The organism is Bifidobacterium mongoliense DSM 21395, assembly GCF_000741285.1.
Taxonomy (GTDB): Bacteria; Actinomycetota; Actinomycetes; order Actinomycetales; family Bifidobacteriaceae; genus Bifidobacterium; species Bifidobacterium mongoliense.
Map to the genome: position 1 here is coordinate 83,823 of NZ_JGZE01000001.1, position 25,734 is coordinate 109,556.

General features: G+C 64.2%; 23 protein-coding genes. 12 read left to right on the forward strand and 11 right to left on the reverse strand.

The window, feature by feature from the left end:
- Positions 1 to 21 precede the first annotated feature (21 nt).
- Entirely contained in the window at positions 22 to 1,425 is a 1,404-nt protein-coding gene (hisS, locus tag BMON_RS00315; RefSeq protein WP_033511982.1) for a histidine--tRNA ligase, read from the reverse strand.
- A gap of 91 nt (positions 1,426 to 1,516) precedes the next feature.
- On the opposite strand from hisS, the gene BMON_RS00320 reads away from it, so the two are divergent.
- Positions 1,517 to 3,031: a DUF349 domain-containing protein gene (locus BMON_RS00320; protein ID WP_033511980.1), complete on the forward strand. Its 1,515-nt coding sequence runs from the start codon at positions 1,517 to 1,519 to the stop codon at positions 3,029 to 3,031.
- A gap of 232 nt (positions 3,032 to 3,263) precedes the next feature.
- Here BMON_RS00320 and BMON_RS00325 read toward each other — a convergent pair whose 3' ends face one another.
- Entirely contained in the window at positions 3,264 to 5,948 is a 2,685-nt protein-coding gene (locus BMON_RS00325; protein WP_081882712.1) for an ATP-dependent Clp protease ATP-binding subunit, read from the reverse strand.
- Between the two features lie 159 nt (positions 5,949 to 6,107).
- Here BMON_RS00325 and BMON_RS00330 point away from each other — a divergent pair, with 159 nt between their 5' ends.
- Entirely contained in the window at positions 6,108 to 7,151 is a 1,044-nt protein-coding gene (locus BMON_RS00330; RefSeq protein WP_237745265.1) for a universal stress protein, read from the forward strand.
- Between the two features lie 100 nt (positions 7,152 to 7,251).
- Here BMON_RS00330 and BMON_RS00335 read toward each other — a convergent pair whose 3' ends face one another.
- The 5 genes from BMON_RS00335 to BMON_RS00355 form a co-directional block, all read right to left on the reverse strand.
- A complete protein-coding gene (locus BMON_RS00335; protein WP_081882713.1) occupies positions 7,252 to 8,325 on the reverse strand; it encodes a DUF3027 domain-containing protein in 1,074 nt (357 codons plus the stop codon).
- 23 nt (positions 8,326 to 8,348) lie between these two features.
- Positions 8,349 to 8,738, reverse strand: a complete 390-nt coding sequence (locus BMON_RS00340; protein ID WP_033512197.1) for a cold-shock protein — start codon at positions 8,736 to 8,738, stop codon at positions 8,349 to 8,351.
- Between the two features lie 267 nt (positions 8,739 to 9,005).
- Positions 9,006 to 10,862, reverse strand: a complete 1,857-nt coding sequence (locus BMON_RS00345; RefSeq protein WP_081882714.1) for a sensor histidine kinase — start codon at positions 10,860 to 10,862, stop codon at positions 9,006 to 9,008.
- 74 nt (positions 10,863 to 10,936) lie between these two features.
- Entirely contained in the window at positions 10,937 to 11,680 is a 744-nt protein-coding gene (locus BMON_RS00350) for a response regulator transcription factor (RefSeq protein ID WP_033511978.1), read from the reverse strand.
- 268 nt (positions 11,681 to 11,948) lie between these two features.
- On the reverse strand, positions 11,949 to 12,719 hold the full coding sequence (locus BMON_RS00355; RefSeq protein ID WP_152595724.1) for a TPM domain-containing protein: 771 nt from the start codon (positions 12,717 to 12,719) through the stop codon (positions 11,949 to 11,951).
- A 109-nt stretch (positions 12,720 to 12,828) separates the two neighbouring features.
- Between BMON_RS00355 and BMON_RS00360 the strand changes: the two genes are divergently transcribed.
- The gene (locus tag BMON_RS00360; RefSeq protein ID WP_033511976.1) at positions 12,829 to 13,122 is read left to right on the forward strand and encodes a WXG100 family type VII secretion target; all 294 of its coding nucleotides are present in this window, start codon (positions 12,829 to 12,831) and stop codon (positions 13,120 to 13,122) included.
- Positions 13,123 to 13,373: 251 nt separating this feature from the next.
- Here the strand turns inward: BMON_RS00360 and groL are convergent, their stop codons facing one another.
- The 4 genes from groL to BMON_RS00375 all read right to left on the reverse strand — a co-directional run bounded on the left by groL (position 13,374) and on the right by BMON_RS00375 (position 17,382).
- Positions 13,374 to 15,002, reverse strand: a complete 1,629-nt coding sequence (groL, locus tag BMON_RS00365) for a chaperonin GroEL (RefSeq protein ID WP_033511975.1) — start codon at positions 15,000 to 15,002, stop codon at positions 13,374 to 13,376.
- Positions 15,003 to 15,587: 585 nt separating this feature from the next.
- Complete coding sequence (locus BMON_RS10610; protein WP_420307211.1) at positions 15,588 to 16,133, reverse strand: IS1/IS1595 family N-terminal zinc-binding domain-containing protein; 546 nt, start codon at positions 16,131 to 16,133, stop codon at positions 15,588 to 15,590.
- Positions 16,134 to 16,341: 208 nt separating this feature from the next.
- Positions 16,342 to 16,545, reverse strand: coding sequence for a cold-shock protein (locus BMON_RS00370; protein ID WP_033511973.1), 204 nt, complete (start codon positions 16,543 to 16,545; stop codon positions 16,342 to 16,344).
- Between the two features lie 186 nt (positions 16,546 to 16,731).
- Entirely contained in the window at positions 16,732 to 17,382 is a 651-nt protein-coding gene (locus BMON_RS00375; RefSeq protein ID WP_033511971.1) for a LytR C-terminal domain-containing protein, read from the reverse strand.
- 121 nt (positions 17,383 to 17,503) lie between these two features.
- Between BMON_RS00375 and BMON_RS00380 the strand changes: the two genes are divergently transcribed.
- The 9 genes from BMON_RS00380 to BMON_RS00420 all read left to right on the forward strand — a co-directional run bounded on the left by BMON_RS00380 (position 17,504) and on the right by BMON_RS00420 (position 25,602).
- Entirely contained in the window at positions 17,504 to 18,238 is a 735-nt protein-coding gene (locus BMON_RS00380; protein WP_033511969.1) for a uracil-DNA glycosylase, read from the forward strand.
- A 61-nt stretch (positions 18,239 to 18,299) separates the two neighbouring features.
- A complete protein-coding gene (locus BMON_RS00385; protein WP_033512193.1) occupies positions 18,300 to 19,373 on the forward strand; it encodes an AAA family ATPase in 1,074 nt (357 codons plus the stop codon).
- Positions 19,370 to 20,320 carry a DUF58 domain-containing protein gene (locus BMON_RS00390; RefSeq protein ID WP_033511967.1) on the forward strand — a complete coding sequence of 317 codons (951 nt, stop codon included), beginning with the start codon at positions 19,370 to 19,372 and terminating at the stop codon, positions 20,318 to 20,320. Before BMON_RS00385 ends, BMON_RS00390 begins: the two co-directional genes overlap by 4 nt.
- Positions 20,317 to 20,910: a hypothetical protein gene (locus BMON_RS00395; RefSeq protein ID WP_051917679.1), complete on the forward strand. Its 594-nt coding sequence runs from the start codon at positions 20,317 to 20,319 to the stop codon at positions 20,908 to 20,910. Before BMON_RS00390 ends, BMON_RS00395 begins: the two co-directional genes overlap by 4 nt.
- A gap of 5 nt (positions 20,911 to 20,915) precedes the next feature.
- Complete coding sequence (locus BMON_RS00400; RefSeq protein ID WP_033511966.1) at positions 20,916 to 21,968, forward strand: VWA domain-containing protein; 1,053 nt, start codon at positions 20,916 to 20,918, stop codon at positions 21,966 to 21,968.
- Positions 21,965 to 23,008, forward strand: coding sequence for a vWA domain-containing protein (locus BMON_RS00405; protein ID WP_033511964.1), 1,044 nt, complete (start codon positions 21,965 to 21,967; stop codon positions 23,006 to 23,008). The genes BMON_RS00400 and BMON_RS00405 overlap by 4 nt, the downstream gene beginning before the upstream one ends.
- Positions 23,005 to 23,562, forward strand: coding sequence for a DUF6466 family protein (locus tag BMON_RS00410; protein ID WP_051917681.1), 558 nt, complete (start codon positions 23,005 to 23,007; stop codon positions 23,560 to 23,562). The genes BMON_RS00405 and BMON_RS00410 overlap by 4 nt, the downstream gene beginning before the upstream one ends.
- A 109-nt stretch (positions 23,563 to 23,671) precedes the next feature.
- Positions 23,672 to 24,097, forward strand: a complete 426-nt coding sequence (locus BMON_RS09770) for a hypothetical protein (protein ID WP_123644838.1) — start codon at positions 23,672 to 23,674, stop codon at positions 24,095 to 24,097.
- 5 nt (positions 24,098 to 24,102) lie between these two features.
- Positions 24,103 to 25,602 (forward strand): PGAP1-like alpha/beta domain-containing protein, encoded by a 1,500-nt coding sequence (locus BMON_RS00420; RefSeq protein WP_033512187.1) that lies wholly within the window; start codon positions 24,103 to 24,105, stop codon positions 25,600 to 25,602.
- Positions 25,603 to 25,734: the final 132 nt, after the last annotated feature.

Sequence of the window (25,734 nt, forward strand, 5' to 3'; positions counted from 1 at the left end):
AAAACCGCATGACACCGCGGTTCACTCAGCCTTCAGACCAATGGTTTGCCGGGCATACACCGTATCCGGCTCCCACGACTTGCAATCGGCGGCCTCCTGGTCCCCGGTGACGATGTTCTTGACCTCGTCGACGCCCTGGGCGGACCCATCGTCAACGGCTTGGGCGGGGAACCACACGTAAGGCACGCCCAGCCTCGAGGCGTATCGGATCTGCTTGCCGAGCTTGGCCGCCGTCGGGGCCACGTCGGCGGCGATGCCGCGCTGACGCAAGGTCTCGGCGATGCGGTTGGACCCCTCACGGTCGGCCTCGTCCCAGACGGCCACCAGCACCGCGGCGGGCGAGACCCGAGAGGCGGTGGCGCCGGCGGTGTGCAGCATGTACGACACCAGACGGGAGAGCCCGATGGACAACCCCACACCGGGATAGCGCTTGCTGCCCTGTGAGGCGAGGTCGTCGTAACGCCCTCCCGAGCAGATGGACCCGAGCGACTGGGCCCCTTCCAGGAAGGTCTCATAGACCGAGCCGGTGTAGTAATCGAGACCACGGGCGATCTTGAGGTCGGCGATCACCGAACCGGGGCGAATGCGCGCGGCCTCGTCAATGATCATGGACAGCGTCTCAAGCCCCTGATGGGCCAGGGCATAGGCCTCGCTCTCACGGGCGATGCCGTGGCGCGCGCACAAGGCGTCGAAGCGTTCGGCCAGTTCGGCGCCGTTCGCGGCGCTCAGGTCGGCCAGCTCCAGGCAGGCCCGCGACTGATCCTCGTTCGCCCCGCAGGTTTCGACCAGTAATCTGGCGACCTCATCGGCACCGATCTTGTCGAGCTTGTCGATCTCGCGCAGCACGCCCTCGATGTCCTCAAGCCCCAGACCACGGTAGAAACCTTCGGAAAGTCGGCGGTTGTTGGCGTGCACCGTGGCTTTGGGCAGGCCGAAGTCACGCAGCGCCTCAAGCGCGCGCACCATGACCAGCGGCAGCTCGACCTCGTAATGCTCGGGCAACTCGCCGTTGCCGACCACATCGATATCGGCCTGGACGAATTCGCGGAACCTGCCCTCCTGCGGACGTTCGCCACGCCAGACCTTCTGGATCTGCCACCGTTTGAAGGGGAAGACCAACTGGCCCGAATGTTCGACGACGTACCGGCTCAGCGGCACGGTCAAATCGAAATGCAGCCCCAGCCGTTCGTCAAGCGGGGTGTCGGATTCATGCCCGACCTCCTGCAGACGCGAGAGCAGATAGATCTCCTTGCTCGTCTCGCCTTTCTTGAGCAGACTCGCCCCCGCCTCGACCGCGCGTGTCTCGATGCCAATGAACCCATTGAGCTCGAAAACCCTACGCAGCGTATCGATGACGCGTTGCTCCACCACCCGTTCGGTGGGAAGCCATTCCGGAAATCCTGATATTGATGCACCTTTTGACACGATTCCCTATAATAAGTGAGGTCACGGAAAAGTGGGGCGTCAATCCCGCCGATCCGCGCACCGCGCATCACGTACCCGTAAGGAGCTGGCCATGGCCGACGAAACCGTCACCGAACCCGAACACACATCCGAGCACCAGGAGCCGGGCGCCACATCGCCCACGCCGACGCCGTCCGACGACGGAGCCCAGCAGGCCCGGAACCCCGAGGTTTCACCGTCCGAGCCCGCACCCACGCCCGCAGCAGTGCCCGCACCGCACAAGGCCGCGGTTCCCATGCCCCACGCACCCTTCCCTGCGGCGTTCGCCAAGCATCCGACACGCCATGCCGCACCGACGGTCGCACCGGCCGTGTCGAAACACGCCGATGAGGACATCTCCGCGGCGAAGCAGTTCGGCCATGTCGACGAATCCGGCGCCGTGTTCGTCCGAGAGGGCGAAACCGAACGCAAGGTGGGCGAATTCCCGGGGGCACCGGCGGATGAGGCGCTGACGCTCTACGCCCGTCGATTCCTCGACATCAAGGACAAACTGGAGCTGTTCGCCAAGCGCCTGGAATCCTCGACCATCAAGCAGCACGAGATCGACGAGTCGGTCAAGTCGCTGGAGCAGGAGACCGCCGAACCCGAAGTGGTCGGCGATATCGCGTCCCTCAAGACGCAGTACGCCGAGCTCAAAGCCGCCGCCGAGACCAAGAAGCAGGAGCTGACGAAGGCCCGCCGACAGGCCGTGGCCAAGGCGTTGGAGGAACGCACCGCGATCGTGGTCAAGGCCGAGGACCTGGCGAACTCGCTGGGCGACTCGACCAACTGGCGCCAGACCGCCGACAAGTTCCGTTCCCTGTTCGACCAGTGGCAGCAGCATCAGCGCACTTCAGTCCACCTGGACAAACCCGATGCCGACGCCCTATGGAAGCGGTTCTCCTCGGCACGCACCACATTCAACCAGGGCCGTCGCAAGTGGGCGCAGCACCGCGACAGCGAACGGGCGGAGACCAAGCAGGCCAAGGAAGGCATCATCGCAGAGGCGAACGCCATCAAGGATTCGACGGACTGGGGCGAGACCTCGCGTCGGTTCAACGCCCTGATGGACCGGTGGAAGCAGGCCGGACGCGCCGGTCGCGCCGAGGACGATGCGTTGTGGGCTCGCTTCCGCGAGGCCGCCGACACGTTCTTCAACGCCCGCCAGGCTGACCGCGATCAGATGCACGGCGCCGAGGAGGAGAACCTCGTCAAGAAGGAGGCGCTGCTCACCCGCGCCGAAGCGCTCGTGCCGGTCAAGGACCTGCCCTCCGCCAAACGCGCCCGTCAGGCGCTGGGCGCCATCCAGGACGAGTGGGATGAGATCGGCTACGTGCCCCGCGAGGACATGCGCCGCATCGAAGGCCGTCTCGACGCGGTCGACAAGCAGATCAAGGCCGTGGAGGACGCCGCCTGGACCAAGACCGATCCCGAGGCGGACGCCCGCAAATCGAGTTTCGAAGAGCAGCTCAACGCACAGCTCGCCGAGCTCGACGCCAAGATCGCCGCGACCGACGACCCGAAGCGCAAGGCGAAGCTCGAAGCCGAGAAGGCCACCAAGGAACAGTGGCTCAACGCGGTGAAGTAACAGCCGTCATCCCCACGGCACCACGATAGGCGCCGGTTGTCCGCATCACCGCAGTGATGCGGACAACCACCTGCAACACAGGGCGACGTAGGGCCGGTCGAACGATGTGATTCACCGTTCGGCCGGCCCTACGTCATGAGATATCGGCGAACACGACCTCGCCACCCGCATACGGTTCGGCCCCCAGTACCAATCGGTACTGGGGGCCGAACCAGATTCAGGATGCATGACTCTAGTCGCCCTGCGTGCCTTCCTGATGATCCGGATCCGCAGCGCCCGTGTCGGCGTCCGCTTCGGTCGTGGATCCGGTCCCCGTCGCCGCATCGACCATCTCGCGTGGCTCGGTGTGACCGGAGGTCTCGGAGTCCCCGTCGCCCGGATGGGCACCGTCGGCATCGCCATCACCGTCGGAACCCGCCCCGTCGGCCGGGACCTGGGGCGTGAACCGCTCCCCCTTGAAGGTGAACTCGCCGAGGATATCCTCACCATGGGCATCCACCAGCACGTTCTGCCCATCGGAGAGATTCCCCATGAGGATCTGCTCGGAGATCGCGTCCTCGATGTCACGCTGGATGACACGACGCAACGGACGTGCACCAAGCAACGGATCGAAGCCCTTGCGCGCCAAGAGATCCTTGGCGTCGTCAGTGAGTTCGAGCGACATATGACGCTCGAACAGACGATCGTTGAGCTGCGCGATATCGAGGTCGACGATCTGACGGACCTGGGGCTCGGTGAGCTGCTGGAACACGATGATGTCATCGAGACGATTGAGGAACTCAGGCCGGAACTGCTGCTTGAGCTCGCTCGTGACCTGATCCTTCATCCGCTGGTAGCTCGACGCCGCACCCGAACCGAGGTTGAAGCCGGTGTTGGCCGCCTTCGCGATATCCCTCGTGCCCAGGTTCGTGGTCAGGATGATGATCGTATTCTTGAAATCAACGGTCCTGCCCTGGCCGTCGGTCAGGTGGCCGTCGTCCAGCACCTGCAGCAGGGTATTGAAGATGTCCGGGTGGGCCTTCTCGATCTCGTCGAACAGCACGACGGAGAACGGCTTGCGACGCACCTTCTCGGTGAGTTCGCCGCCCTCCTCGTACCCCACGTACCCCGGAGGGGCGCCGAAGAGCCGCGACGCGGCGTACTTCTCGGAGAACTCGGACATATCGACCCTGATCAGGGCATCCTGATCGTCGAAAAGGAACTGGGCCAACGCCTTGGCCAGCTCCGTCTTGCCGACGCCCGTGGGGCCGGCGAAGATGAAGGAGCCCGAAGGCCTGCGGGGGTCCTTGAGACCGACGCGCGCACGACGGATCGAACGGGACAGGGCGGAGACCGCCTCGTCCTGGCCGATGATGCGCTTGTGCAGCTCCTTCTCCATGCCGAGCAGCTTCTTCGACTCCGCCTGGGTGAGCTTGAACACGGGGATCCCGGTGCTGTTCGAGATGACCTGGGCGATGACATCCTCATCGACCACCATCTTCACATCGGAACCACCTTCGCGCCACGTGGATTCCTTCTCCTTGCGCTCGGCCTCCAGCTTCTCCTGGCGGTCGCGCAGGTCAGCGGCCTTCTCGAAGTCCTGGTCCTTGATGGCCTGATCCTTCTGCGCCGAGATCTTGGCGACCTTGGCGTCGAGTTCCTTGAGCTCAGGCGGTGCGGTGAGCCGCTTGATGCGCAGCCGTGCGCCGGCCTCATCGATCAGGTCGATGGCCTTGTCGGGCAGGTTGCGGTCCTGGATGTACCGCGACGACAGCTCGGCGGCGGCCTGGAGAGCCTTGTCGGTGATGGTCACGTGATGATGGTGCTCATAGCGCTCACGCAGACCCTTGAGGATCTCAATGGTCTCCGCCACGGTCGGCTCATGGACCTGGATGGGTTGGAAGCGCCGTTCGAGCGCCGCATCCTTCTCGATGTACTTGCGGTACTCGTCGGTCGTCGTGGCGCCGATCGTCTGCAGCTCGCCGCGTGCAAGCAACGGCTTGAGCATGTCGGAGGCGCCCAATGCGCCGTCCGCGCTGCCCGCGCCGACGATGGTGTGGATCTCATCGATGAACAGGACGATGTCGCCCCGCGTCTTGATCTCCTTGAGCACCTTCTTGAGACGTTCCTCGAAGTCGCCACGGTACCGGGAACCGGCCACCATGGAGCCCAGATCCAGGGAATACACCTGCTTGCCCTTGAGTGTTTCGGGCACGTCGCCGGCGTTGATCTTCTCGGCCAGCCCCTCGACGACGGCGGTCTTGCCCACACCGGGCTCGCCGATCAGCACCGGGTTGTTCTTGGTGCGCCTTGACAACACGACCATGACCCGTTCGATTTCCTTGCTCCGCCCGATCACCGGGTCGAGCTTGCCCTGGGCGGCCTCGGCGGTCAGATTGCGGCCGAACTGGTCCAGAATGGCCGAACCGGTCTTCTGTCCCTTGTCCTCGACGCCGCCGGCATTGGCGAGGTCGCCCTTGTCGCCGTCGTCACCCCTACCGGAATTCCCGCGAATCATATCGATGGTCGCGCTGCGCAGATCGCCCAGATCGACATCCATCTTGATGAGCACCTGGGTGCCCACGCCCTCTCCCTCACGGATGAGACCCAGCAGGATGTGCTCGGTGCCGATATAGCTGTGACCCAGTTGCAACGCTTCGCGCAGACTGAGCTCAAGCACCTGCTTGGCGTGCGGGGTGAACGGGATGTGTCCGTTCGGCGAGGCATTGCCCTTGCCGATCATCTCCTCCACCTGCTTGCGCGTGTCCTCCAAGGTCACGCCCTTGGATGCGAGCGCCTTGGCCGCCACGCCCTCGCCTTCACGGATCAGGCCGAGCAGCAGATGTTCGGTGCCGATGTAGTTGTGCTGAAGGGCCCGAGCCTCCTCCTGCGCCAACACGATCACGCGCCTGGCACGGTCGGTAAACCGTTCGAACATGCTTGTCCTTCCATTAGTGATAATCCACTTCACTCTACCGATTCGCGGTGACGTTTATTTCCGGGGGTGGCGAATTGAGCTTACAACGCAAAGCGCGCGGGATATGCTGGATGCCATACCCGCGTCCGTACGGATCGGGTCGAAACGAGGAGGTTGACGATGCATGACGAGGAACCGCGGTTGATCATGGGTGACCGGGCGGATGGCGATGACGCCGTCGCGAACGGACCAGGCGATGCGGCGCACGTGACGGGTGACATCGTCGTGGGCGTCGATGGATCCAAGGAGTCGTTCGCCGCGCTGCGTTGGGCGCTGGGCGAGGCGGGTGTCAGCGGACAGCCGGTGAACGCCGTGTTCGGGTGGACCGCCTCATGGGACATGGGAGATCAGCCTGATAACGATGAGGGTTGGGATCGGATGCGGGAGCGCATATCGGCGAAGTTGCGCGCTTGGGTTGATGACGTCTGCTCGACGTTGCCGCGCAAGCCCGATGACATCGCGCTGACCTCGGTCCGGGCCTCCGGCGCGGTCGCCCTGCTGCAGATCGGCGCCGACGCCCAGCAGATCGTCGTGGGCCGGCGCACCATGGGACGGGTGATGCGCTGGTTCTCGGGGTCGACGTCCTCAACGCTCACCTCGGAATCCGTCGTCCCCGTCACCGTCGTGCGCATGAGCGAACCCGATGAGGATGACGTCAAGCAGGGCATCGCCAAAGCCCTGGGCGACGAACGGCATGGTGTGAATCTTGGGCAGGATGCCGGAGCGACGGGAGCCAGCCACCATGATCGACTCATCGTGGCCGGAGTCGACGCCTCGCCGTCCAACTCATCCATCCTGCGGTTCGCGGCCCGTGAGGCCCGGTTGCACGGGCAACCATTGCACGTCATCTTCTGCTGGCAGATCAAGGATCTGGGAGTCGTTCCCGGCTATGAACGCGCCGTCGCGCCCATGGACGTCAACCAGCGCCATGCGGAGCACATCCTCGACAAGGTTATTGAACGGGCCGACCTCGGCCCCGACCTCGACGTACGCCCCCACGCCTTCCATATCCGTGCCGACCACGGCCTCGTCAATGCGTCGAAGTACGCCGCCCACCTGATTCTCGGTTCACGCGGATTAACCGGTCTGGACGCCCATTTCCTGGGGTCCGTGTCCAATCGGGTGGTCGAATTCGCCGAATGCACGGTCACCGTCGTGCACTGAGGCCCCGTACGTAGCGTCTCAGTGCCGTAGCGACTTGGAGTCGTTGTGACTTCAGTGCCGACCGACTCTGTACCGTCACGATTGAGTGTTCGGTGCCACCTCAGCGCTCGGTGTCACCGCGTTCGTTATCGTGTCCGTCGTCGCCGTGATCATCGTCGTCATCGATCTCGTTGGGATCGGTATCGGTCAGACTCTCGAGCAGCTCCACATGACCATGCTCCCCTCGCTGGCCGGTATCGAGGATGTCGATATGAAGATCGTCGAATGCGGGCTTGGACTGCACCCACAACGGCGCCGTCTCCGGCGGCTCGATCTCCGAATGCTCGCCGCAGCCATGATCCAGGGAAACGACCCGCCCGTCATCAGGACTCCACGCATTCGCACAGACGCCGAACATGGTGCCCAACTCGCCCTGCAACGGCACCATGAAGCCACAGGTCTCGCAAACCTTGCCTCCGGCCGTCCTGGTCGACAGCGACTTGGGACCGTGCGGCCCCTCGTACCAGCGCTTCGCGGTCTGCGACCGACCCAGCGGGCTGAGCACATGACGCCTGGTCAGCGCGAATTCCTCCGCCACCTGCCTCGTATCCTCATCGCCGTCTTCGTCGGCATCTGCGTCTGCGGATGCGTCCGACGTCGCGTGGTCGGCAGTGGCGCCGGACACGCCGTCGGCAGCCCCGGCAGCCTTGTGCGCCGCCCCATCCGCGGCCGTCGCATCAGCATGATCCGCGCCCTGATGATCCGTACCCGTATCGGCGGCGTCGGAATGACCGGCGTCGGCAGGTTTGCGGGTCGGCAAGAATCCATCTTCGAGCCGCGGATCGTTCGGATCGGTTCCCAGCGCGTCCGTCATGGATAGATCGGAGGACCGCAGGCGATCCTTCCACGGCACCCAGGCCGGAGGCCGCAACGCGGTTTCGGTAGGCACCAGCGAGGACTCATCGACCGACCACTGGCCGCGCTCCACGTCGTGATACAACGTGACCGACCACTGCCATCCTTCGTACCCACGCATCAGGCAGGCGAAGCGGAAGTCCTCCACTCCGTCATCCATAGGGATGGAGTGGACGAAATCGCCGACCTGGTCCGATTCGTCGGCCACGTCGAGCGCGACCTGCCTCGCGAGCATCCTCGGATCGGCCTCAACGGCGCCCTGCTCCTGCGATTCGTCCATATCCTCAGCCTTCATTCTCAGTGTCAGTCCTGTACATCGAAATCATCGGCCACGGCGCGCAGCACATGGGCGAGTTTCTTGCTGTCGACGGGAGACGGATAGTGATGCCGCCGCAACCCGTTGCCCGCCGCATCGAGCAGCTTGATGAGATCCTCGACGATCGCGGCCATGTCATCGGGATTCGGCCTGCGAGCCTTGACCACCGACTGCGCGGGACCTTGCACGGTGACGTTCATGGCCTGCGGCCCCTTGCGGCCGTCCACGACCGAAAACTCGACCTTGGCGCCCTTGCGCAGGGTCGTCAACGTGTCGGGCAACGCCGCCGAAGGAAGGAAGACGTCCCTTCCCTCCGCGTCCGTGATGAATCCATAGCCTTTGTTCGCATCGTACCAACGCACTCGTCCGCTGGGCATATCACACACCTCATCCATTCCCTGTGCCGCATTTCCTTATGCCGCACACTCCGCGCTCAGAAGGGCCACCGCCCATCCTTGCCAAACCAGCTTCCCAGTCTAGCGCATCCCCGCTATCGCGGCGAGGTCGATCCGCGCTATCACGACACGGTCGACCCCGCGACCGGAAGGCGACGTCCGACCACGGAACCACCGCCATGGACGGATAAGCATGCAGGACCGTGGCCATCGGTATCGCCGTGCCGGGCCCCGCCATCAGTGGCGCATTCAGGATCTGCGCGACTTTCTGCCTCGCCGATCGCCTTTCGTCGATACTTTCGTCTGCTGTCGGGCAACGCCTACGGGCTCCAACGGACCCACGGGCAGGATCACCGTGAGGGTCAGTCCCCCGCCATCGGAACTCGAAGCGCAGATGAAGCCCCGATGGGCCTTGACCACGGACTGCGCGATCGACATGCCCAATCCTGTGCCGCCCTTCTGCCTGGCCCGCGAAGGATCCGCGGTGTAGAACCGTTCGAAGATCTGCGCCTGCGATGCCACCGGCACGCCGGGTCCGTGGTCGATGAACCGGATCACGGCGTAGTTCATCCCCACCTGCATGGAACGGCCGACCTCCGCCGCCTCGAGGAATCGGTGCATCGACCGCTCCGTCGAAGGCATCCGGGCCAATGACTCCGGCCCGATGGAGGCGGGCACCATCCCCAGCGCCACCTCGACCGGGGAGTCGCCGGGCGTGTAGCGATGGATGTTGCCCACGATATTGGTGATCACCTGGCGCAACCGCGAGCCGTCCCCGTTGAGCTCGATGTCGGGCATCGGCCCCTCGCGGAATCTCAGGCGCGGGGTGGAATTCCTGCCCGATTCGTCCAACAGGACCGCACCTCGGCGGATCGTGCGCTCCGGATCAAGGGCGTGCAAGTCGTCGGCGGCGTCGGCGATCAGCGGTCGTACCGCCACCTGCTGGGTAATGTCGATGCCGCGTCCTTCATCGAGACGCGCCAGGGAAAGCAGATCCTCCACCAGAACCGTCATACGCGAACTCGAGGCCTCGATGTGGGCGATCGACTCGTCGGCACGCTCCAAGGCGCCGGGCATGTCGCGCTGCATGGTGTAGAGCTCGGAGTAGCCGTGGATCGTCGCCAACGGGGTACGCAACTCATGGCTGGCGTCGGAGACGAACCGTTTCATCTTCTCGGTGGTCTGTTGCTGCTCGTGGAAGCTGCCTTCGATGCGGGCCAGCATGGCATTCAGCGAAGCAGCGAGCGAACCGACCTCGGTGTTCTCAGGAGCGGAGGGGACGCGCTGGCTCAGATCGCCGGCGGCTATCTTCGCCGCCGTCTTCTCGATGCGTTTGAGCGGTGTAAGTGTGTGCTGTATGAGCAAGGTGGCCATGGCCCCGCCGAGCAGTACAATGGCCAGACCGACCATCGCGCAATACCGGGTCAGGGTGTTGATCGTGTCGATCTGATCGCTGAGCGACAACCCGATATACACCAGCCCACGGTTCTCGGTCGTGTCACCGTCGACCTTCTGCACCAGCCTGACGACCAGCACGCGCCACGGGGCGTGAGCTACCTGCACCGTGCTGCGGTCCGGATTCGAGCCGGAGGCCGTCTTGACGACGGCGGGCGTGGTGAACGGCCTGCCGATGCGCACGCCGGCCTTCGAACGGTTGGCGGGCAGCAGGGGTTGTGAGACCACGCCGTTGGGCAGGGTGGGCACCAGCGGCGTCACGACGATTGCATCATCCATGTCACGTATCTGCATGAAGTAATCGCTCGGCCCGGATGATGCGCCGTCGCCATCCTTGCTGCGCAGAACATCCACGTTGTCGTAGACGAGCTGCGCCTGGTTGACCAGCTGGGCATCGGTCTTCTCCAGCATATAGTTGCCCACCAGTTCGCGGATGGTCAACGAAATGGCCGCCGCGCCGATGAGCAGAAGAATCAAGGTGCACGCGGCCAGCTTCGTGCTCAGCGGGATGGTGTCGGTGATCCGCCGCGCGCGCGGGGTTCCGGAGCGTGCGGCGGGACCCTGTGGCCGGGTCGTCTTCGGACCGGTCGTCTTCTGACCGGTCGAGCGGGCATCAGCGAGACGGGCATCCTTGGAACCGGCATCCGTCATACGGGCATCGGGAGACTCCTGCCCCGCCGACGCCGCGTTCCGCCCGCTTTCGGAATCCGGCCTCGCCCCAGCCATCACGACGCCTGGCCGGCCTTGGGCCCGCGGATCATGTAACCGATGCCGCGCTTGGTCTCGATCAGCGGGGTCACCTTGTGTGTGTCGCCGTGCTCGTCGGCCACCTCGATGCCGTCGACCTTCTTACGCAGATAGGAGATGTACGATTCGACGATGGCGGCGTCACCGCCCCAGTCATACTGCCAGACATGATCGAGGATCTGCGCTTTGGATAGCACTCGGCCCTCGTTGTCCATGAGATAGCGCAACAGCTTGTATTCGGTCGGGCTCAGTTCGATGGGCTGTCCCGCTCGGGAGACGTCGTGCGAATCCTCGTTGATCTCGAGATCGCCGACCCGAATGATCGGATCATCCTCAATCTGCTCGTGCGTGCGCCGCAGGATCGCCCTGATGCGCGCGACGACCTCTTCGAGGCTGAAGGGCTTCGTCACATAATCATCGCCGCCCACGGTCAATCCCATGATCTTATCCTGCGTGTCGTCACGGGCGGTGAGGAACAGCACCGGTGCGGTGACACCGGCCTGCCGGATGCGCCTGGTGACGGTGAATCCATCGATATCGGGCAGCATGACGTCGAGGACGATAAGGTCTGGTTGGGTCCGCTCGATGACCTCGATGGCCGCGGAGCCCGAGGCCGCGGTCTCGACTTCGAATCCCGAGAAATGCAGGGATGCGACGAGCAGATCCCTGATGGAGGGCTCGTCGTCCACGACGACGATCGATGCTTCTATTGAATTGCTCATATTCGCTAGCTTGTCTCCATGTACTGGATGTTTCCTGAACGTTCACTGATACTTATACGCGAATCGGGGGCCGGGGTTGCGTCCGCCACACGGGGCGGGCACCAACGCGGCGGATGCGTGCCCTGGTGGCGTCGATGTGGTCACACATTCGCCGTATCGCACCGCCGTATCGCACCCAAGGATCACCCAGCCATATAGCAACACCACGGAATCACGATGCGACACCACACTCGCCACACACAGCGCACACTCGGCGACACACGCGGTATCAGGCGGTGGGGTCACGGGGCGCATGCCTGCCGGCACGGCGGCGAGGCCGCAGACTGATGCCCCTGCGCCGCAGGATCAGAACCACCGCGACCAGCAAAGCCAGAGCGAGCAACACCACGATGAGCACGATGACCCCCACCCGCGACGTCATGGTCGAGGTCGACGTCTGTTTGAGGGTGTCGATTTCGGTCATCATGGCCATCGCGGAGCCCGCCCAATCGGGGCTGTCCTTCATGATGGGTTTCAGTGCGGCCGCAGAGAGCAGGTCCGCGGTTTTGCGACTTTTGAGCCATTCATCGGAATTCGAGGAGACCACAACGACGAGGCTGCCGTCATTGGACGCCACGGCGAGCATAACCGTATTGGGTTTGGGATTCGTTGATTCCAACACCTGACCGGCCCAAGTCTCCGGTTTGACATGATCACCGAAGGTGGACAGGTACAGCAGCTTGACCGTGACGCCGCTGGAGCGATGGGTCGCGGCGATTTTGTCGCTGACGGCGGAAACACTGTCGCCCAACAGATTCTCGGTATCGGTGATGTTGCTGGTGACCGTGATGCCGTCGGATTCGGAGCCCTGCTGGCTCGAAGGCGAAGGTGAGGCCGAGGGCGACGCCGTGGGAGATGCGTCGTCGGCGTACGCGCGGTAGGGGGTCAGGTCGAAACCAAGCGCCATCAACAGCACGATCGCCAACACCATACACGTCGTGGACATCAGCCCTTCGACCACAGTGGCGGGCCCATCGTCTCTCCGGTTCATTCGTGCCATAGATTCCATGGTAGCGGGCAGGTCCGCCAAGGACCTCCGCCACGGATCCAATCCGGCAACCGTCGGACCGTGCCAACCGATGCATACCGCATCATATGAGAGGACAGACATGTCGCAATATCAAGTGGATTCAGAACGCATCATGACGGCCAGTGCGGCCGTTTCGGCCTCGGTCGGCACCATACGGGAGGCCGTGGCCGGCATGTATGCAAACCTCACCTCGCTCCAAAGCGTGTGGACCGGTGGGGCGGCCACCCGGTTCGCCGGGGTGTCCGAACAATGGCGAGCCGCGCAACTGCAGATGGAGCAATCGCTGGAATCCATCCAGCTGGCGCTCAGTCAGGCGTCCAGCGTGTACACCGACGCCGAGGTGCAGGCCTCACGACTGTTCGCGGGGTCATGAGCAGACTGATGCCATGACCGGTGTGGGCATCACCGGCGATACGACGTCCAGAGCAGTTACGATCCGTCGCCGGAGATACGACGTCCAAGACGACGTCCAAGACGACGATTCCCCGGACGGCCGAAGCCATCCGGGGAATCGTACTTGTCGCTGATGCGGCGCGCGACATTCTGCGCACTGCATGCGGTGCGGCGTTCACCGCACGGTATTCATCAACGCCTGCACGCAGCGCTTTCGCACGTGCGGCTAGATCAGTAGCCCATGTCAGCGCCACCGGCCGGAGCGGCCGGAGCGGCCGGTTCAGGCTTGTTGGCGACGACGGCTTCGGTCGTCAGGAACAGTCCCGCGATCGAAGCGGCGTTCTGCAAGGCGGAACGCGTGACCTTCACCGGGTCCGCAACGCCTGCGGCCAGCAGATCCTCGTAACCGTTGGTCGCCGCGTTGAAGCCCTCGCCCTCGGGCAGCTCGCGCACCTTGTTCAGCACGACATCGCCCGACACACCGGAGTTCTCGGCGATCTGCTTGATCGGCGCCTCAACGGCGCGGAAGACGATCGCGGCACCCGTGGCCTCTTCGTTGCTCAGCGAGGCCAGATCAGCCGACTTCTCGGCCTTCTTGGCGGCCTGGACCAAAGCCACGCCACCACCGGGCAACAGACCCTCTTCGATGGCCGCCTTGGCGTTACGCACGGCGTCCTCGATGCGATGCTTGCGTTCCTTGGCCTCGACCTCGGTAGCGGCACCAACCTTGATGACGGCCACACCACCGGCGAGCTTTGCCAGACGCTCCTGCAGCTTCTCACGGTCATAGTCGGAATCGGTGTTCTCGATCTCGGCGCGAATCTGCGAGACGCGCGCGGCCACCTCATCCTTGGAGCCACCACCGGACACGATGGTGGTTTCGTCCTTGGAGACGATGACCTTCTTGGCGGTGCCCAGCACCGACATATCGATGCTCTCGAGCTTGAGGCCGAGATCCTCGGACACAACCTGAGCGCCCGTGAGGGTCGCCATATCCTGCAGCATGGCCTTGCGGCGATCGCCGAAGCCAGGGGCCTTGACGGCGCAAGAGTTGAACGTGCCGCGAATCTTGTTCAGAATCAGGGTCGGCAGCGCCTCACCGTCGACATCCTCGGCGATGATCAGCAGCGGCTTGCCGGACTTCATCACCAGTTCGGCGATGTGTACGACATCCTGCTGGCTGGAGAGCTTACCCGACGTGAGCAGCACGTAGGGATCGTCGAGCACGGCGGTCTGGTCCTCGTTGTTGGTCACGAAATACGGGGCGATGTAGCCCTTGTCGAAGCGCATGCCCTCGGTAAACTCCAGATCGAGGCCGAACCGGTTGTTGTCCTCAACCGTCACAACGCCGTCCTGACCGACCTTGTCGAGTGCTTCGGCGATCTTGTCGCCGACCTCGGGATCAGCGGCGGAAATCGTGGCCGTAGCCGCGATCTGCTCCTTGGTTTCCACGTCCTTGGCCGAGGCGACGAGCTCCTTGACGATGGCGTCGGACGCCTTCTCGACACCGCGACGCAGTGCGATCGGGTTGGATCCGGCCACGACGTTCTTCAGTCCCTCATGGACCAAAGCCTGTGCGAGCACGGTCGCCGTGGTGGTGCCATCACCGGCCACGTCGTCGGTCTTCTTCGCGACTTCCTTCACCAATTCCGCGCCGATGCGCTCATAGGGATCTTCGAGCTCGATCTCCTTGGCGATGGACACGCCGTCGTTGGTGATGGTCGGGGCGCCGTAGCTCTTATCGAGCACGACATTGCGGCCCTTCGGACCAAGCGTGACCTTGACGGTGTTGGCGAGCTTGTCGAGGCCCGCGAGCATTCCCTGGCGAGCTTCCTCGTCATATGCAATGATTTTTGCCATTGTTCCTCCACATGTGGCTCCATGGATATACCCACCCCGAACCCGATTCGGATGACCGGCCGTCAGCTGCCGGTTATCACTCTCAGGCTCCGAGTGCTAATTGGGAGATTAGCACTCTCACCGACCGAGTGCCAACACGAGGCACCGCTATTGCGCTCATGGCAAGAATACGGATGCCAGTGTGGCGACGGTCAAGGAATCATCGGTCAGCAAGTGCATCCGGGAGTGCATCGGGAAGAGAAAGGAACGGGTGAATAGAGAATCAGGTTTGGGCGTGAAGTCGTTGCGGGCGTAATTCCGGGAGCGCGAACAATAAGTGCCCAACCGCATTTGACCCCGGCCACATCACCGGCGGACGGGGCACGTGTTCTTGTCTGCATACCGGCGTTCGTTGTTTGACCGCCCGAGTTCGACGACGAGCTGGCGCAAGTCGACGATGCACGTACGAAGGTCGACGGTTGGACGGTTGATCGACAAGGGTTGACGTTTGCCCGACACAAGTCGACGATCGAGCGACAAGGATCGACGATTGAGCGCCCAAGGTCGATGGTTGATTAACGAGAGTCGGTGATTCACCGACACAAGTCAACGCTTACCCGCCACAAGTCGACGGTTGAGCGACACAAGTCGGAGATTGAGTGACAAGGGTCGACGATTGCCATGCCAAAGTCGACGATCTACGTACCAAGGTCGACGGTTGACTGGCACAAGTCGGAGATTCACTGACGCAAGTCGACGATAGCCCGACACAAGTCGACGATTCGCATAGGCAAGTCGGGTGATACGAAATCCGAGGGGCCATATTCCGCGGCTCCATTTCGCTATCCCCCGACTTGCCTGACGGATATGACGGACATGAGACGCAACGTCCCACGCTCCGAACAGGTAGGGAAGGAACAGGTCGAAGTCACGCATCACAAGGTCAGGATGTATAACACGGGAACGGCCGCACGCACGGTTCGGGCAACGCCACCTGGCCGTTCCCGCGCTGGTGGTCCCGTTGCGGTGCATGATGGTGCCGCAATGCCGGCACATGGTGGCTTTCATGCCTTCGAAGTCAAGCAGGGTTATAAACCAGCCCAAACCCCAGCCGGGAGAACGACTCACGGCATGTTTCACACACACTTTCATGCCGTGCCGTTATAACCCCCAAAAAATATAAAACAGAAGCAACGCCTACTCCCACAAAGGCTAGAACACGATTTCCCACACACTTCTGTGCCTATAACCAGCACGCCACGCACCCGAAACCGACCCAGCACCCCAACAGACCGCAACATACGAAGAAACCCCAACCACTGGAGTGGTTGGGGTTTCGTATGTACTGCTGAAGCAGTAATCAGATCTTGGTTACTTCGGTGGCCTGCAGACCCTTGGGGCCCTGCTCCGCCTTGAATTCGACCTTGTCGCCGTCATCAAGCTTCTTGAAGCCATTGCCCTGGATTGCAGAATAGTGCACGAACACGTCTTCGCTTCCATCATCAGGGCTGATGAATCCATAACCCTTGCCTGCATTGAAGAACTTTACGGTGCCTTGTGCCATAATTATCATCTCTCGTTTGAATCGCCGCGAACACATACAGAAAACTCGGTCGATTCCGAACCCTCCACCTCGTGGCTGTGCACCAGTGTATCGTCCGGCGATGACCGAAACGCCGAGGGCCCGTATTCCGTTCGCCATGCAAACGTCAATACGGGCCCTGGTCACGGCTCCACGCGACAAATGCGCTCAGTCAAGCAGCACGACCACCACCGGGCCCGCGATCGTCGGCACCTGCTCGACGAGCGAAATGCCCAGCGTGTTGGCCACATCCTGGGCCGTGGCCTTGTCGACCTCATTCTGGTACATCACGACGGTGGCGCTCGGAACCTGCCCCGAGGCATTACGCGAAGACACGCTCGTATACCCGTTCTGCGTAAGCGCGGAGGCCCGCTGGGCCGCGTGGCCCGATATCGACGTGGCGTTCGTCACCACGATCGCCGTGTTCTTGTTCACCGTCTGCTGCGGAGCGGAGCTGGAAGGGGACGACGAAGCCTCGGGACTCTCGGAGTCCTTCTGAGACGGGGACGCGGAAGTGCTCGGAGTATCGGTCTTATCCGTGTCAGTCTTGTCCTTGGCCGACGGCGCGGCGCTCTTGGCCTTGGGTGCGGACGACGACGCGGAGGTGGACCAGGGCATGCGAATATGGGAAGCCTCGCCCGAGTACACGCCCCAAGCCAGGGCGCCCACCAGCGCCGCCACGATCACAACGATGAAATACGGCATGATGCGGCTGGCAAGCGATGTCTTGCCCCGATGCGCCCCCACCGGACCCTGCGGCGGATTATCGAATTCATCACGCTGATATGACGCATAGGTGTCCTGATTGTTGCGAGCCATGGCCGTCCCTTCGTATTATTCCCACATCACAGTGTACCGACCACCAAGGTCCACGCGCGGCAGCCGTGGTAATCACCGTCTCTTCAGGCTTCCTACAGTGGTGTCCCTACAGTGGTGAGCCATGAGCACAAGCCATATCAAGCCACTTGATGAACTGGTGGACCCCGGTTGGGCGCGGGCCTTGGCCGACGTCGAGCCGAATATCCACCGCATGGGCGATTTCCTCAGGGGTGAACTCGAGCACGGCAGACGCTATCTGCCGGCCAGTCACGCCATACTGCGGGCGTTCACCATCCCGTTCGACCAGATCAAGGTTCTCATCGTGGGACAGGACCCCTATCCCACCCCGGGACATCCGGTCGGACTGAGTTTCTGCGTCGCGCCCGACGTGCGGCCGCTGCCTAAAAGCCTGATCAACATCTATAAGGAGCTGGTCGACGATCTCGGCGTGCCCACGCCCATCAACGGCGACCTGACCCCGTGGACGCGACAGGGGGTCATGCTGCTCAACCGCTGCCTGACCGTCCAGGTCGGCAGACCGAACAGCCATCAGGGCAAGGGTTGGGAAGCCGTCACCGAGGCCGCGATACGCGCCCTCAACGCCCGGACCGACGAACATGGTTCTCCCATGCCGCTCGTCGCGATCCTATGGGGACGCAACGCGCAGAGTCTCTCACCGCTGCTCGGCAACGCCACGATCATCGCCTCGCCGCATCCGAGTCCGCTCTCCGCATCCCGCGGGTTCTTCGGCTCCCGCCCCTTCTCCCGCGCCAACCAAGCCCTCGTCGCCATGCATGCCGATCCCGTCGATTGGAGGCTGCCCACGGAAAAACTCACAGCGGACACACAAGCGTGAACGCTACAATCCAGTGGACGAACATACCGTCCCATACCCCATGCCCGATAGAGTGAAGATCATGACCTTATTCCCGCAACAACCCACCACCCCCGCACAGACCCGGGCGACCACGCCCACCATGGCGTCCGCGACACCGGCAGGACCCTCCAAGGATGACCTGGCCCGGGCACGGACGCTGACCGACCGGATCCGTGCGCGGTTCGCCGACACCCTCGTCGGCCAGACCACCCTGCGCGAGGCGCTCATCGTCGCTCTCGTGGCCGGCGGCCACATCCTCATCGAATCGGTGCCGGGCCTCGCCAAGACGACGGCGGCCCAGACGCTGGCGACATCGGTGTCCGGCACATTCAAACGTGTGCAGTGCACCCCCGACCTCATGCCTTCCGACCTGGTCGGCACGCAGGTCTTCGACTTCTCGACGCAGCGGTTCTCGACGCAGATCGGTCCGATCCACGCCAACTTCGTGCTGCTCGACGAGATCAACCGTTCCAACGCCAAGACCCAGTCCGCCATGCTCGAGGCCATGGCCGAGGGCGCCACGACCATCGGCGGCGAGCGCATCGCCCTGCCGCAGCCATTCATGGTCATCGCCACGGAAAACCCCATCGAGGAGGAGGGCACCTTCAACCTGCCCGAAGCCCAGATGGACCGTTTCATGATCAAGGCGGTCATGACCTATCCGTCGGCGGACGAGGAACGCCGGATGCTGGACATGCTCAGCCGACGCGGTTCGGACACGCTCGACACCTCCACGCCATCCCACGACGCCATCTCCTTGCAGGACGTGCAGTTCCTTCGGGCCGCCTCCCGCCGCGTGCACGCCTCCGACGCCGTGATGCGCTATGCCGTCGACCTCGCCGCCACGTCCCGCGGCGCCGGCACGCATCCGGTGCAGGGGCTGTCCTCGCTCGTACGCTTGGGAGCCAGCCCTCGAGCCTCGATAGGCCTGCTGCGCACCGGGCAGGCACGGGCACTGCTGGCCGGCCGTGACTACGTGATTCCCGAGGACATCAAGGACTTCGCCCACGAAGTGCTGCGTCACCGCATCATCCTCACCTTCGAGGCGTTGGCCGACGGGGTGAGCACCGACCAGGTCGTGGATTCCATCGTCGAAGCGGTCCCCGTTCCATGATCGACGACATGCTTCCCAGCGACCGGATTCGCCGCAGGATCGAGGCGCTCGGCACCAGCATTTCGCTGCCGACCGTACGTCGAGCTTTGGGCGCTCTCGAGGGCGAACACGCGTCGACGCGCCGGTTCGGCAGCGACGACGCCATGGACGTCCGCGCCTACGAGGCCGGCGACGAGGCTCGACTGATCGATTGGAAGAGCAGCGCCAGAACGGGCAGGACCATGGTCGTGCAGCGCCAGCGTCTCGTCACCTCGCGCGTCTGGATGCTGCTCGATGTGGGCCGTGAGATGCGCGGCGTCTGCCCTTCCGGCGAGGCGGCATACGAGGTGGCCGCCAACGCCCTGTGCATGTTCGCCGCCCTGAGCCTGCGGCGCAGCGATGATGTCTCGCTCGTGTTCGGCAACGCGGCATCCATCGTGCGCATCCCCTTCCACGGCGGGCTTGCACACTTCGAACGGACCCTGGACACCGCACTGCGCCATGGCTGGGACACCCCACGCAATATCGACGCGTTGCTGGAATACGCCAGACGCATCGGTGAACGCCACGCCCTGATCATCCTGGCCACCGACGAGCATGCCCTTACGGAGCGTCATCTGCATACGATCCGGACCATCGCGCAGACCCATCCACTGGTGATCGTCGACGTGGCCACGCTCAACCCCTTCGTCCCGGGCAACGCCAACCACGCCGCCGACGGGGTGTCGGGCCGGCGCGTGCCGGCCTTCCTCAAGACGGAGCAGGCCGCGCGAGAGGTTTCGACCCATCGCGAGTTCACCGCCGCTGCGCTCCAGCGCGAATTGCACACCTCCGGTTCCCGTCTCATCCGTTCCGCCTCCAGCGAGGCGATGTTCACCCGGTTCGTGCGTCTGGTCGCCGCGAGTTCCGGTCAGGCGCACCTGGATGCACGCACCCCCGTGTCCGCTTGGGGAGGCGAGGCCCGATGACCACCACCATCATGAACACCATAAGCACGAACACAATCCTTACGAACATACGCATCACGAGCGCTGACATCACGAACGCTGACAGCCCACTGCGGACACGCGCCCTCATCGGCGGCTCCACGACCTTGCTTGTGGCACTGCTGTGCTGTCTGGCCCTCGCGATCGTCTGCGTGACGACGGCCATCCTGGCGTCGCGCATCGGTCGACGCCCCCACCCGGCGCAACCGGCAGGGGCGCATAGCGGATCACGCGCGCAAGGGCCGTGGCGCGCACGGGTCGACGACATCCTTCGCCGATACCACGACGGATCGTTGGACCGCGATGCGGCGTTCACCGCCTTGGCGAAGGTCGCACGCGACTACGCCAGCCACGTCTCGGGCACACCCATGACCTCGCATACGCTCGCCGACATCGGCAATGCACCCCGCAATCCGGGCAATCGCCATGGCCTCGATCTGTTCCGGCAGACGATTGCGGCACTGTACCCGCCCGAATTCGCGGACACCCAAGCCGATGCGGCCGCCCGTGAGGCCAGCGTGGACCAGGCCGGGGAATGGGTGCTGCGCCTCGTGCAGCGGTGGCGCCGATGACGGGTATGACATGGCAATGGCCCTGGGCCGCCCTCATCGCCCTCGTGGCATGCATCGCACTGGTGGTGCTGCTTGTCGTGCTGATGGGACGACGGGAGCACAACACCGATCCGGTCTTCAGCCTCGCGCAGGATCTGCGCACCGACGAGGCCTCGCGACTCATGGTGCGGTGGCGTCGGATGAAACGCATCGCCGCCGTTCTGCTCGCGTGCTCTCTGGCGGTATCCATCGCGCTCGTATCGCGGCCGTCGGCCGTGGACACCGGCGAGGAACGGGCCAACAGCCGCGACATCGTGCTTTGTCTCGACGTATCGGGATCCACGCTGCCCTACGACCGGCAGGTCATCGAGACGTACATCGATCTCGTGTCGCGGTTCCAGGGCGAGCGCATCGCCCTGAGCATCTTCAACTCCACCTCGCGCACGGTCTTCCCCCTGACCGACGATTACCCGCTGGTGCTCACCCAGCTCAAATCCGCGGCGTCCATACTGCGCAAGGTCCAGTCCCAGGATGACATCGACAAAATGAGCGACCGGGATTATCAGAAGATCTCGGACTGGCTCGACGGCACGCAGAACCGCAAGGACGCCACATCCCTGATCGGCGATGGCCTCGTCAGTTGCGCGGCGATGCTGCCCGGGTTCGCCTACGGCGACGAGCAGATGGCCAGCGACGGACAGCGCCGCGCCAGTTCCATCGTGTTGGCGACGGATAACGTCGTGTCCGGAAATCCGACCTACACCCTGCAACAGGCGCTCGATCTGACACGCGGCGCGAAGATCACGGTCGACGGACTCTTCTCCGGCCCCCGGCAAAGCGAAGGGGACGACACCACGACGCAGATGCGCACGGCGATCGAATCCCACGGTGGCGTGTTCCATACGAGGACATCGTCGGATTCCGTCGACGCCCTGGTGCGGGACATCGAGCGACGGCGGGACGCGCAGAACCGCAGGCGGCACCAGACCGCCGTCATCGACGCGCCGTTCTGGTGGATGTTGGCCCTGGCGACCCTGGCCGCGGTATGGCGGGTCATGACTTGGAGGTTGAGACGATGAACGGCGTCACGATACGCCCCATGATGGGCTGGCCCGTGGGTCTGGTCATCGCCGTGGCGATGGCTGGATTCGCCATTGCCGGAGTCGTCGTATACGTGCGACGGCGAGAATCGAGCGATGAGACCCTGACCGCCTGCATCCGCAGGACGTTGCTGCCGCTCCTCATCGCCGCGATGGCCCTGACCCCCAGTATCGTCACGACCACGACCTCCCGCGCGGTGAACACCACCGACGTGGTGGTCGCCGTTGACGTGACGGGTTCCATGGGCGTGGACGACGCCCGATACGGATCCCAGGAGACCATGCCCCGGATCGCCGCGGCCCGCAAGGCCGTCGAGGGCCTCACCGGCATGTACCCGAATTCGAGTTTCGCCGCGCTGCGCTTCGGCGCCGCCGGCACGCTCGACGTGCCCCTCACACCGGACACGCTGGCCATACGCAGCTGGGCGGATACCCTGACGGTCGAACCGACATCCGTCTCGGCGGGGTCCAAGCTCGACGCGCCGCTCGACCAGCTCCTGGTCCAGCTCAAGGCCATGCGCGAGAACCGACCCGATGACGCCATCGTGCTCTATATGATCACCGACGGCGAGCAGACGGCCTCCGGAGCACGACGCACGTTCTCATCGCTGCGCCAGTACCTCGATGACGCATTCACCATCGGCGTCGGTTCGAAGCAGGGCGGCAAAATCCCCGTCGCCACCGACAACCCGTCGGGCGGAACCCCCTCGGCCAAGTCCGACGACGCGGGCCCCTGGGTCAACGACCCGAGCACCGGCAAGCCCGGCATCTCCATGATGAACCCCGACAATCTGCATGCCATCGCGGATGAGATGAACGGCACGTCGGTCATCATGGACGCCTCGCACACCATCACGAACGCCACTTCGGCCAAACGCTCCACACGGTGGCGCCTGAGCCAGACGCCCAAGCAGCGCGAACGGGTATCGCCGGTGATCTGGCCGCTGGCCATCGGCACCACCCTGCTGCTCGCTTGGGAGGCCGGCGCATGGCTGGCCATGTCACGGAGGATGATATGAACAACGCGACAACACATACCCCTCAACGCCACGGGAAAGCCACCGTCCTGCGCATCGTGATGATCGCATTGGCGGCCGTGCTGCTCGCGGGGGCGGGATGGTCGGCGGTGAATCTGCATGCCATATCGATATACAACCAGGCGACGCGCGCCCTCGATGCGGCCATCAAGGATTCCACATCCACCGGCGTCGATCTCGACGCCCTGCACACCCGGCAGCAGCAGACCGACGCCCAATTCGCCGAAGCCTCATCATTGCGTGCCGCCCTCCTGCCTTCGGTGCGCGAATCCCTCGAGGCGAACGCCTCCACTTCCCGAGCCCTCACCCAGCGGACGGCCGAGACGCTGCGACGTCAGAACACCGCGAAACAAGGGCAGGGCGATGCCTCCACGTCATCCCCGTCCGCCTCGTCGTCGCCACGGAACGACAACGGCATGAACGCCGAGCAGCGAGACAAACTCGATAAACTCCTCACCTCGAACGAACGTTCCACGTCAGGACACGTGGACGACGGCAAGACCCCCACGCAGGACTCCACCGTCAAACCCTGGTAAAGCCGGCACTCCCCCGCCCCGACACGCCAATCCTCCACTTCTGGCCGCGTTCGACCACAACGACCCCGACGACCACGGCCGACCGGATCGGATGGGATGCAATGGAGGCATGACCACTTCATCACGCAGCACACCGTCACGCAGCACGCCGTCACCGATTGCGCCACGCACCACTGCGCCATCCACCCCTTCGCCATCCCCCACTGCCCCGTCCCCTTTCGGCGGCGGGGCGCCACCACTGCCCTCCGGGCCAACCCCGTTCTCCCAGGCGGCCGCGCCGGCGTTGTCCGCACAGGCTTCGACATGTCCCTGCATGCGCGCCGAAGCCGACCTCCAGCCGACCCTGATCCGACTCGCCAGCGCCACGACCCGCGCCACCGACGGACTGCGCACGGCCGGCCGCGCCTCCGACCAACTGGATTGGACGGGACCGGCGGCCTCCTATTTCCGCGACCGCATCGATGAACTGTCGCGCCACGAAACCATCTTGGATGACCGTGTCGCCGTCGTGCGACGACTGATCGCAGGCGGGTGACGGCCATGGCATGGGAAGTGTCCTCGCATATCCGAGGCGGTACCGTCACGACCGCGGCAACGCTCGAGGAGTACGCCCGGGTCGCCAGGGCGCTCACCGACGAGGCCTCGACCCTCGATGGCCTCGCCGTGTCATGGACCGCGACGGGACTCGAGATCCGGACGAAAACCGCCGCGATCCCCTGTCTGGTCCATCGCGCGGCAGGCCTGTCGCCAGGTCCCGGCCATACCGCCATGTCCTTCGCGAACCTGCATGCCGAAGCGGATCGCTGCGCGGCATGGTGCCGCAGCATCGCCGAACGGACCCGACATCTGTCGGATCTGCTCATCCGGGCCCATGCGCTGTATGCGGACGCGGAGGCGGAATCACGCGGTTTCATGGACTCGATCGTGCAGGGCGCGACGACTTTCCTTCCCGTGCACACCGGGCTGGGCGTGGGGGCCTCGGCTCTGGCTGGCGCATTCGGCCCCGGCCGGGGAGACGACACGCCCCGCGGCCTCGCGGCGCTCGACTCGACATCCTGGGCCCACCACGGATTCATGCGGGGCCTGGGTGTCGGCGCCGCCCCGCTGAACCTGTTCACGGCCCGGCACGGACAAGTCAACGCCGGCGCGGAACGCATCGCCGGCATCGCACGGCGCATGGCGGACAACCGTCAGGGCGATACCCTACGGGTCACCCGGGTCCATCCGAAGACACCCGTGCTCACCGCGAGCCGTTCCCTGCCCCAGGCGCTCGAGAATCTGCGTACCCTGGACTCCGAACGGACCTACGACGGCGCCGGCGTCACGGTACCCTCACGCAGCGGCTTGGACTACGCCACCATCGCCGTGCAGCGCTACCGACGACCCGACGGCTCGCATTCCTGGCTCGTCGTGATTCCGGGGACCGACGGACAACCCGACTCCCCCTTCGGCTGGATGCAGAACGTGGAGGCGATGAGCGCCGATCCGGTGAGGAGACGGCACGCCGACAGCGTCCGGCTGGTGAAACAGGCCATGGCGGGGGCCGGGATCGGGCCACGGGACGAAGTCGCGCTCGTCGGGCATTCCCAGGGAGGCATCGTGGCCGCAGCCATCGCCGCCGACGAGGGCAAGCGCTATGCCATCAAGCATGTGGTGACCGCCGGTGCGCCGATAGCCGGCCACCCGATACCCTCCCGAACATGGGTGACGAGTATCGAGATCGAAGACGAACTCGTCGCGGCGCTGGACGGCGCGGACAATCCCAGCTCCCCCTCCTGGCTGACGGTGCACGGTACGGTGCGGCGGGCCGACGCCGGATCATCGCCACCCTTCAGCGCCAGCAGGGTCCGCGGCGTGGGCGAGCAACGCGAGATGAGCCATGGGCTGCCCTTCCATCAGGCCGCGTACCGCCACGCGAAGGAACTGGGTTCACCGGGCGTGCGGCGCCACGAACGCCATTTCCAAGATCTGATCGCCGGCGAACTTGAGGAAACGAGCTATTGGCAGGGCCGCATGTCGCACGATTCCCAAGGGCGCTGAATCGCGCACCTTCGCCGGCGGCGACAGGCGACGACGCCACCGGCCGGCTTACATGCGGCACCCGTCCGGATGGGACGCCTTCGAGGAACGTCCGGTGAGGCGCGACCACGACGCACATGCAGGTTCACGGCT

Coding starts and splice junctions, on each gene's coding strand:
- BMON_RS00375 (WP_033511971.1), bottom strand. CDS start 17,382: ATGGCTCGCAACAATCAGGACACCTATGCGTCATATCAGCGTGATGAA.
- BMON_RS00330 (WP_237745265.1), top strand. CDS start 6,108: ATGCATGACGAGGAACCGCGGTTGATCATGGGTGACCGGGCGGATGGC.
- BMON_RS00380 (WP_033511969.1), top strand. CDS start 17,504: ATGAGCACAAGCCATATCAAGCCACTTGATGAACTGGTGGACCCCGGT.
- BMON_RS00325 (WP_081882712.1), bottom strand. CDS start 5,948: ATGTTCGAACGGTTTACCGACCGTGCCAGGCGCGTGATCGTGTTGGCG.
- BMON_RS00335 (WP_081882713.1), bottom strand. CDS start 8,325: ATGGACGAATCGCAGGAGCAGGGCGCCGTTGAGGCCGATCCGAGGATG.
- BMON_RS00385 (WP_033512193.1), top strand. CDS start 18,300: ATGACCTTATTCCCGCAACAACCCACCACCCCCGCACAGACCCGGGCG.
- BMON_RS00370 (WP_033511973.1), bottom strand. CDS start 16,545: ATGGCACAAGGCACCGTAAAGTTCTTCAATGCAGGCAAGGGTTATGGA.
- BMON_RS00340 (WP_033512197.1), bottom strand. CDS start 8,738: ATGCCCAGCGGACGAGTGCGTTGGTACGATGCGAACAAAGGCTATGGA.
- BMON_RS00390 (WP_033511967.1), top strand. CDS start 19,370: ATGATCGACGACATGCTTCCCAGCGACCGGATTCGCCGCAGGATCGAG.
- groL (WP_033511975.1), bottom strand. CDS start 15,002: ATGGCAAAAATCATTGCATATGACGAGGAAGCTCGCCAGGGAATGCTC.
- BMON_RS00320 (WP_033511980.1), top strand. CDS start 1,517: ATGGCCGACGAAACCGTCACCGAACCCGAACACACATCCGAGCACCAG.
- BMON_RS00410 (WP_051917681.1), top strand. CDS start 23,005: ATGAACAACGCGACAACACATACCCCTCAACGCCACGGGAAAGCCACC.
- BMON_RS00355 (WP_152595724.1), bottom strand. CDS start 12,719: ATGGCACGAATGAACCGGAGAGACGATGGGCCCGCCACTGTGGTCGAA.
- BMON_RS00395 (WP_051917679.1), top strand. CDS start 20,317: ATGACCACCACCATCATGAACACCATAAGCACGAACACAATCCTTACG.
- BMON_RS00350 (WP_033511978.1), bottom strand. CDS start 11,680: ATGAGCAATTCAATAGAAGCATCGATCGTCGTCGTGGACGACGAGCCC.
- BMON_RS09770 (WP_123644838.1), top strand. CDS start 23,672: ATGACCACTTCATCACGCAGCACACCGTCACGCAGCACGCCGTCACCG.
- BMON_RS00405 (WP_033511964.1), top strand. CDS start 21,965: ATGAACGGCGTCACGATACGCCCCATGATGGGCTGGCCCGTGGGTCTG.
- BMON_RS00420 (WP_033512187.1), top strand. CDS start 24,103: ATGGCATGGGAAGTGTCCTCGCATATCCGAGGCGGTACCGTCACGACC.
- BMON_RS00400 (WP_033511966.1), top strand. CDS start 20,916: ATGACATGGCAATGGCCCTGGGCCGCCCTCATCGCCCTCGTGGCATGC.
- BMON_RS00345 (WP_081882714.1), bottom strand. CDS start 10,862: ATGACGGATGCCGGTTCCAAGGATGCCCGTCTCGCTGATGCCCGCTCG.
- BMON_RS10610 (WP_420307211.1), bottom strand. CDS start 16,133: ATGAAAGTGTGTGTGAAACATGCCGTGAGTCGTTCTCCCGGCTGGGGT.
- BMON_RS00360 (WP_033511976.1), top strand. CDS start 12,829: ATGTCGCAATATCAAGTGGATTCAGAACGCATCATGACGGCCAGTGCG.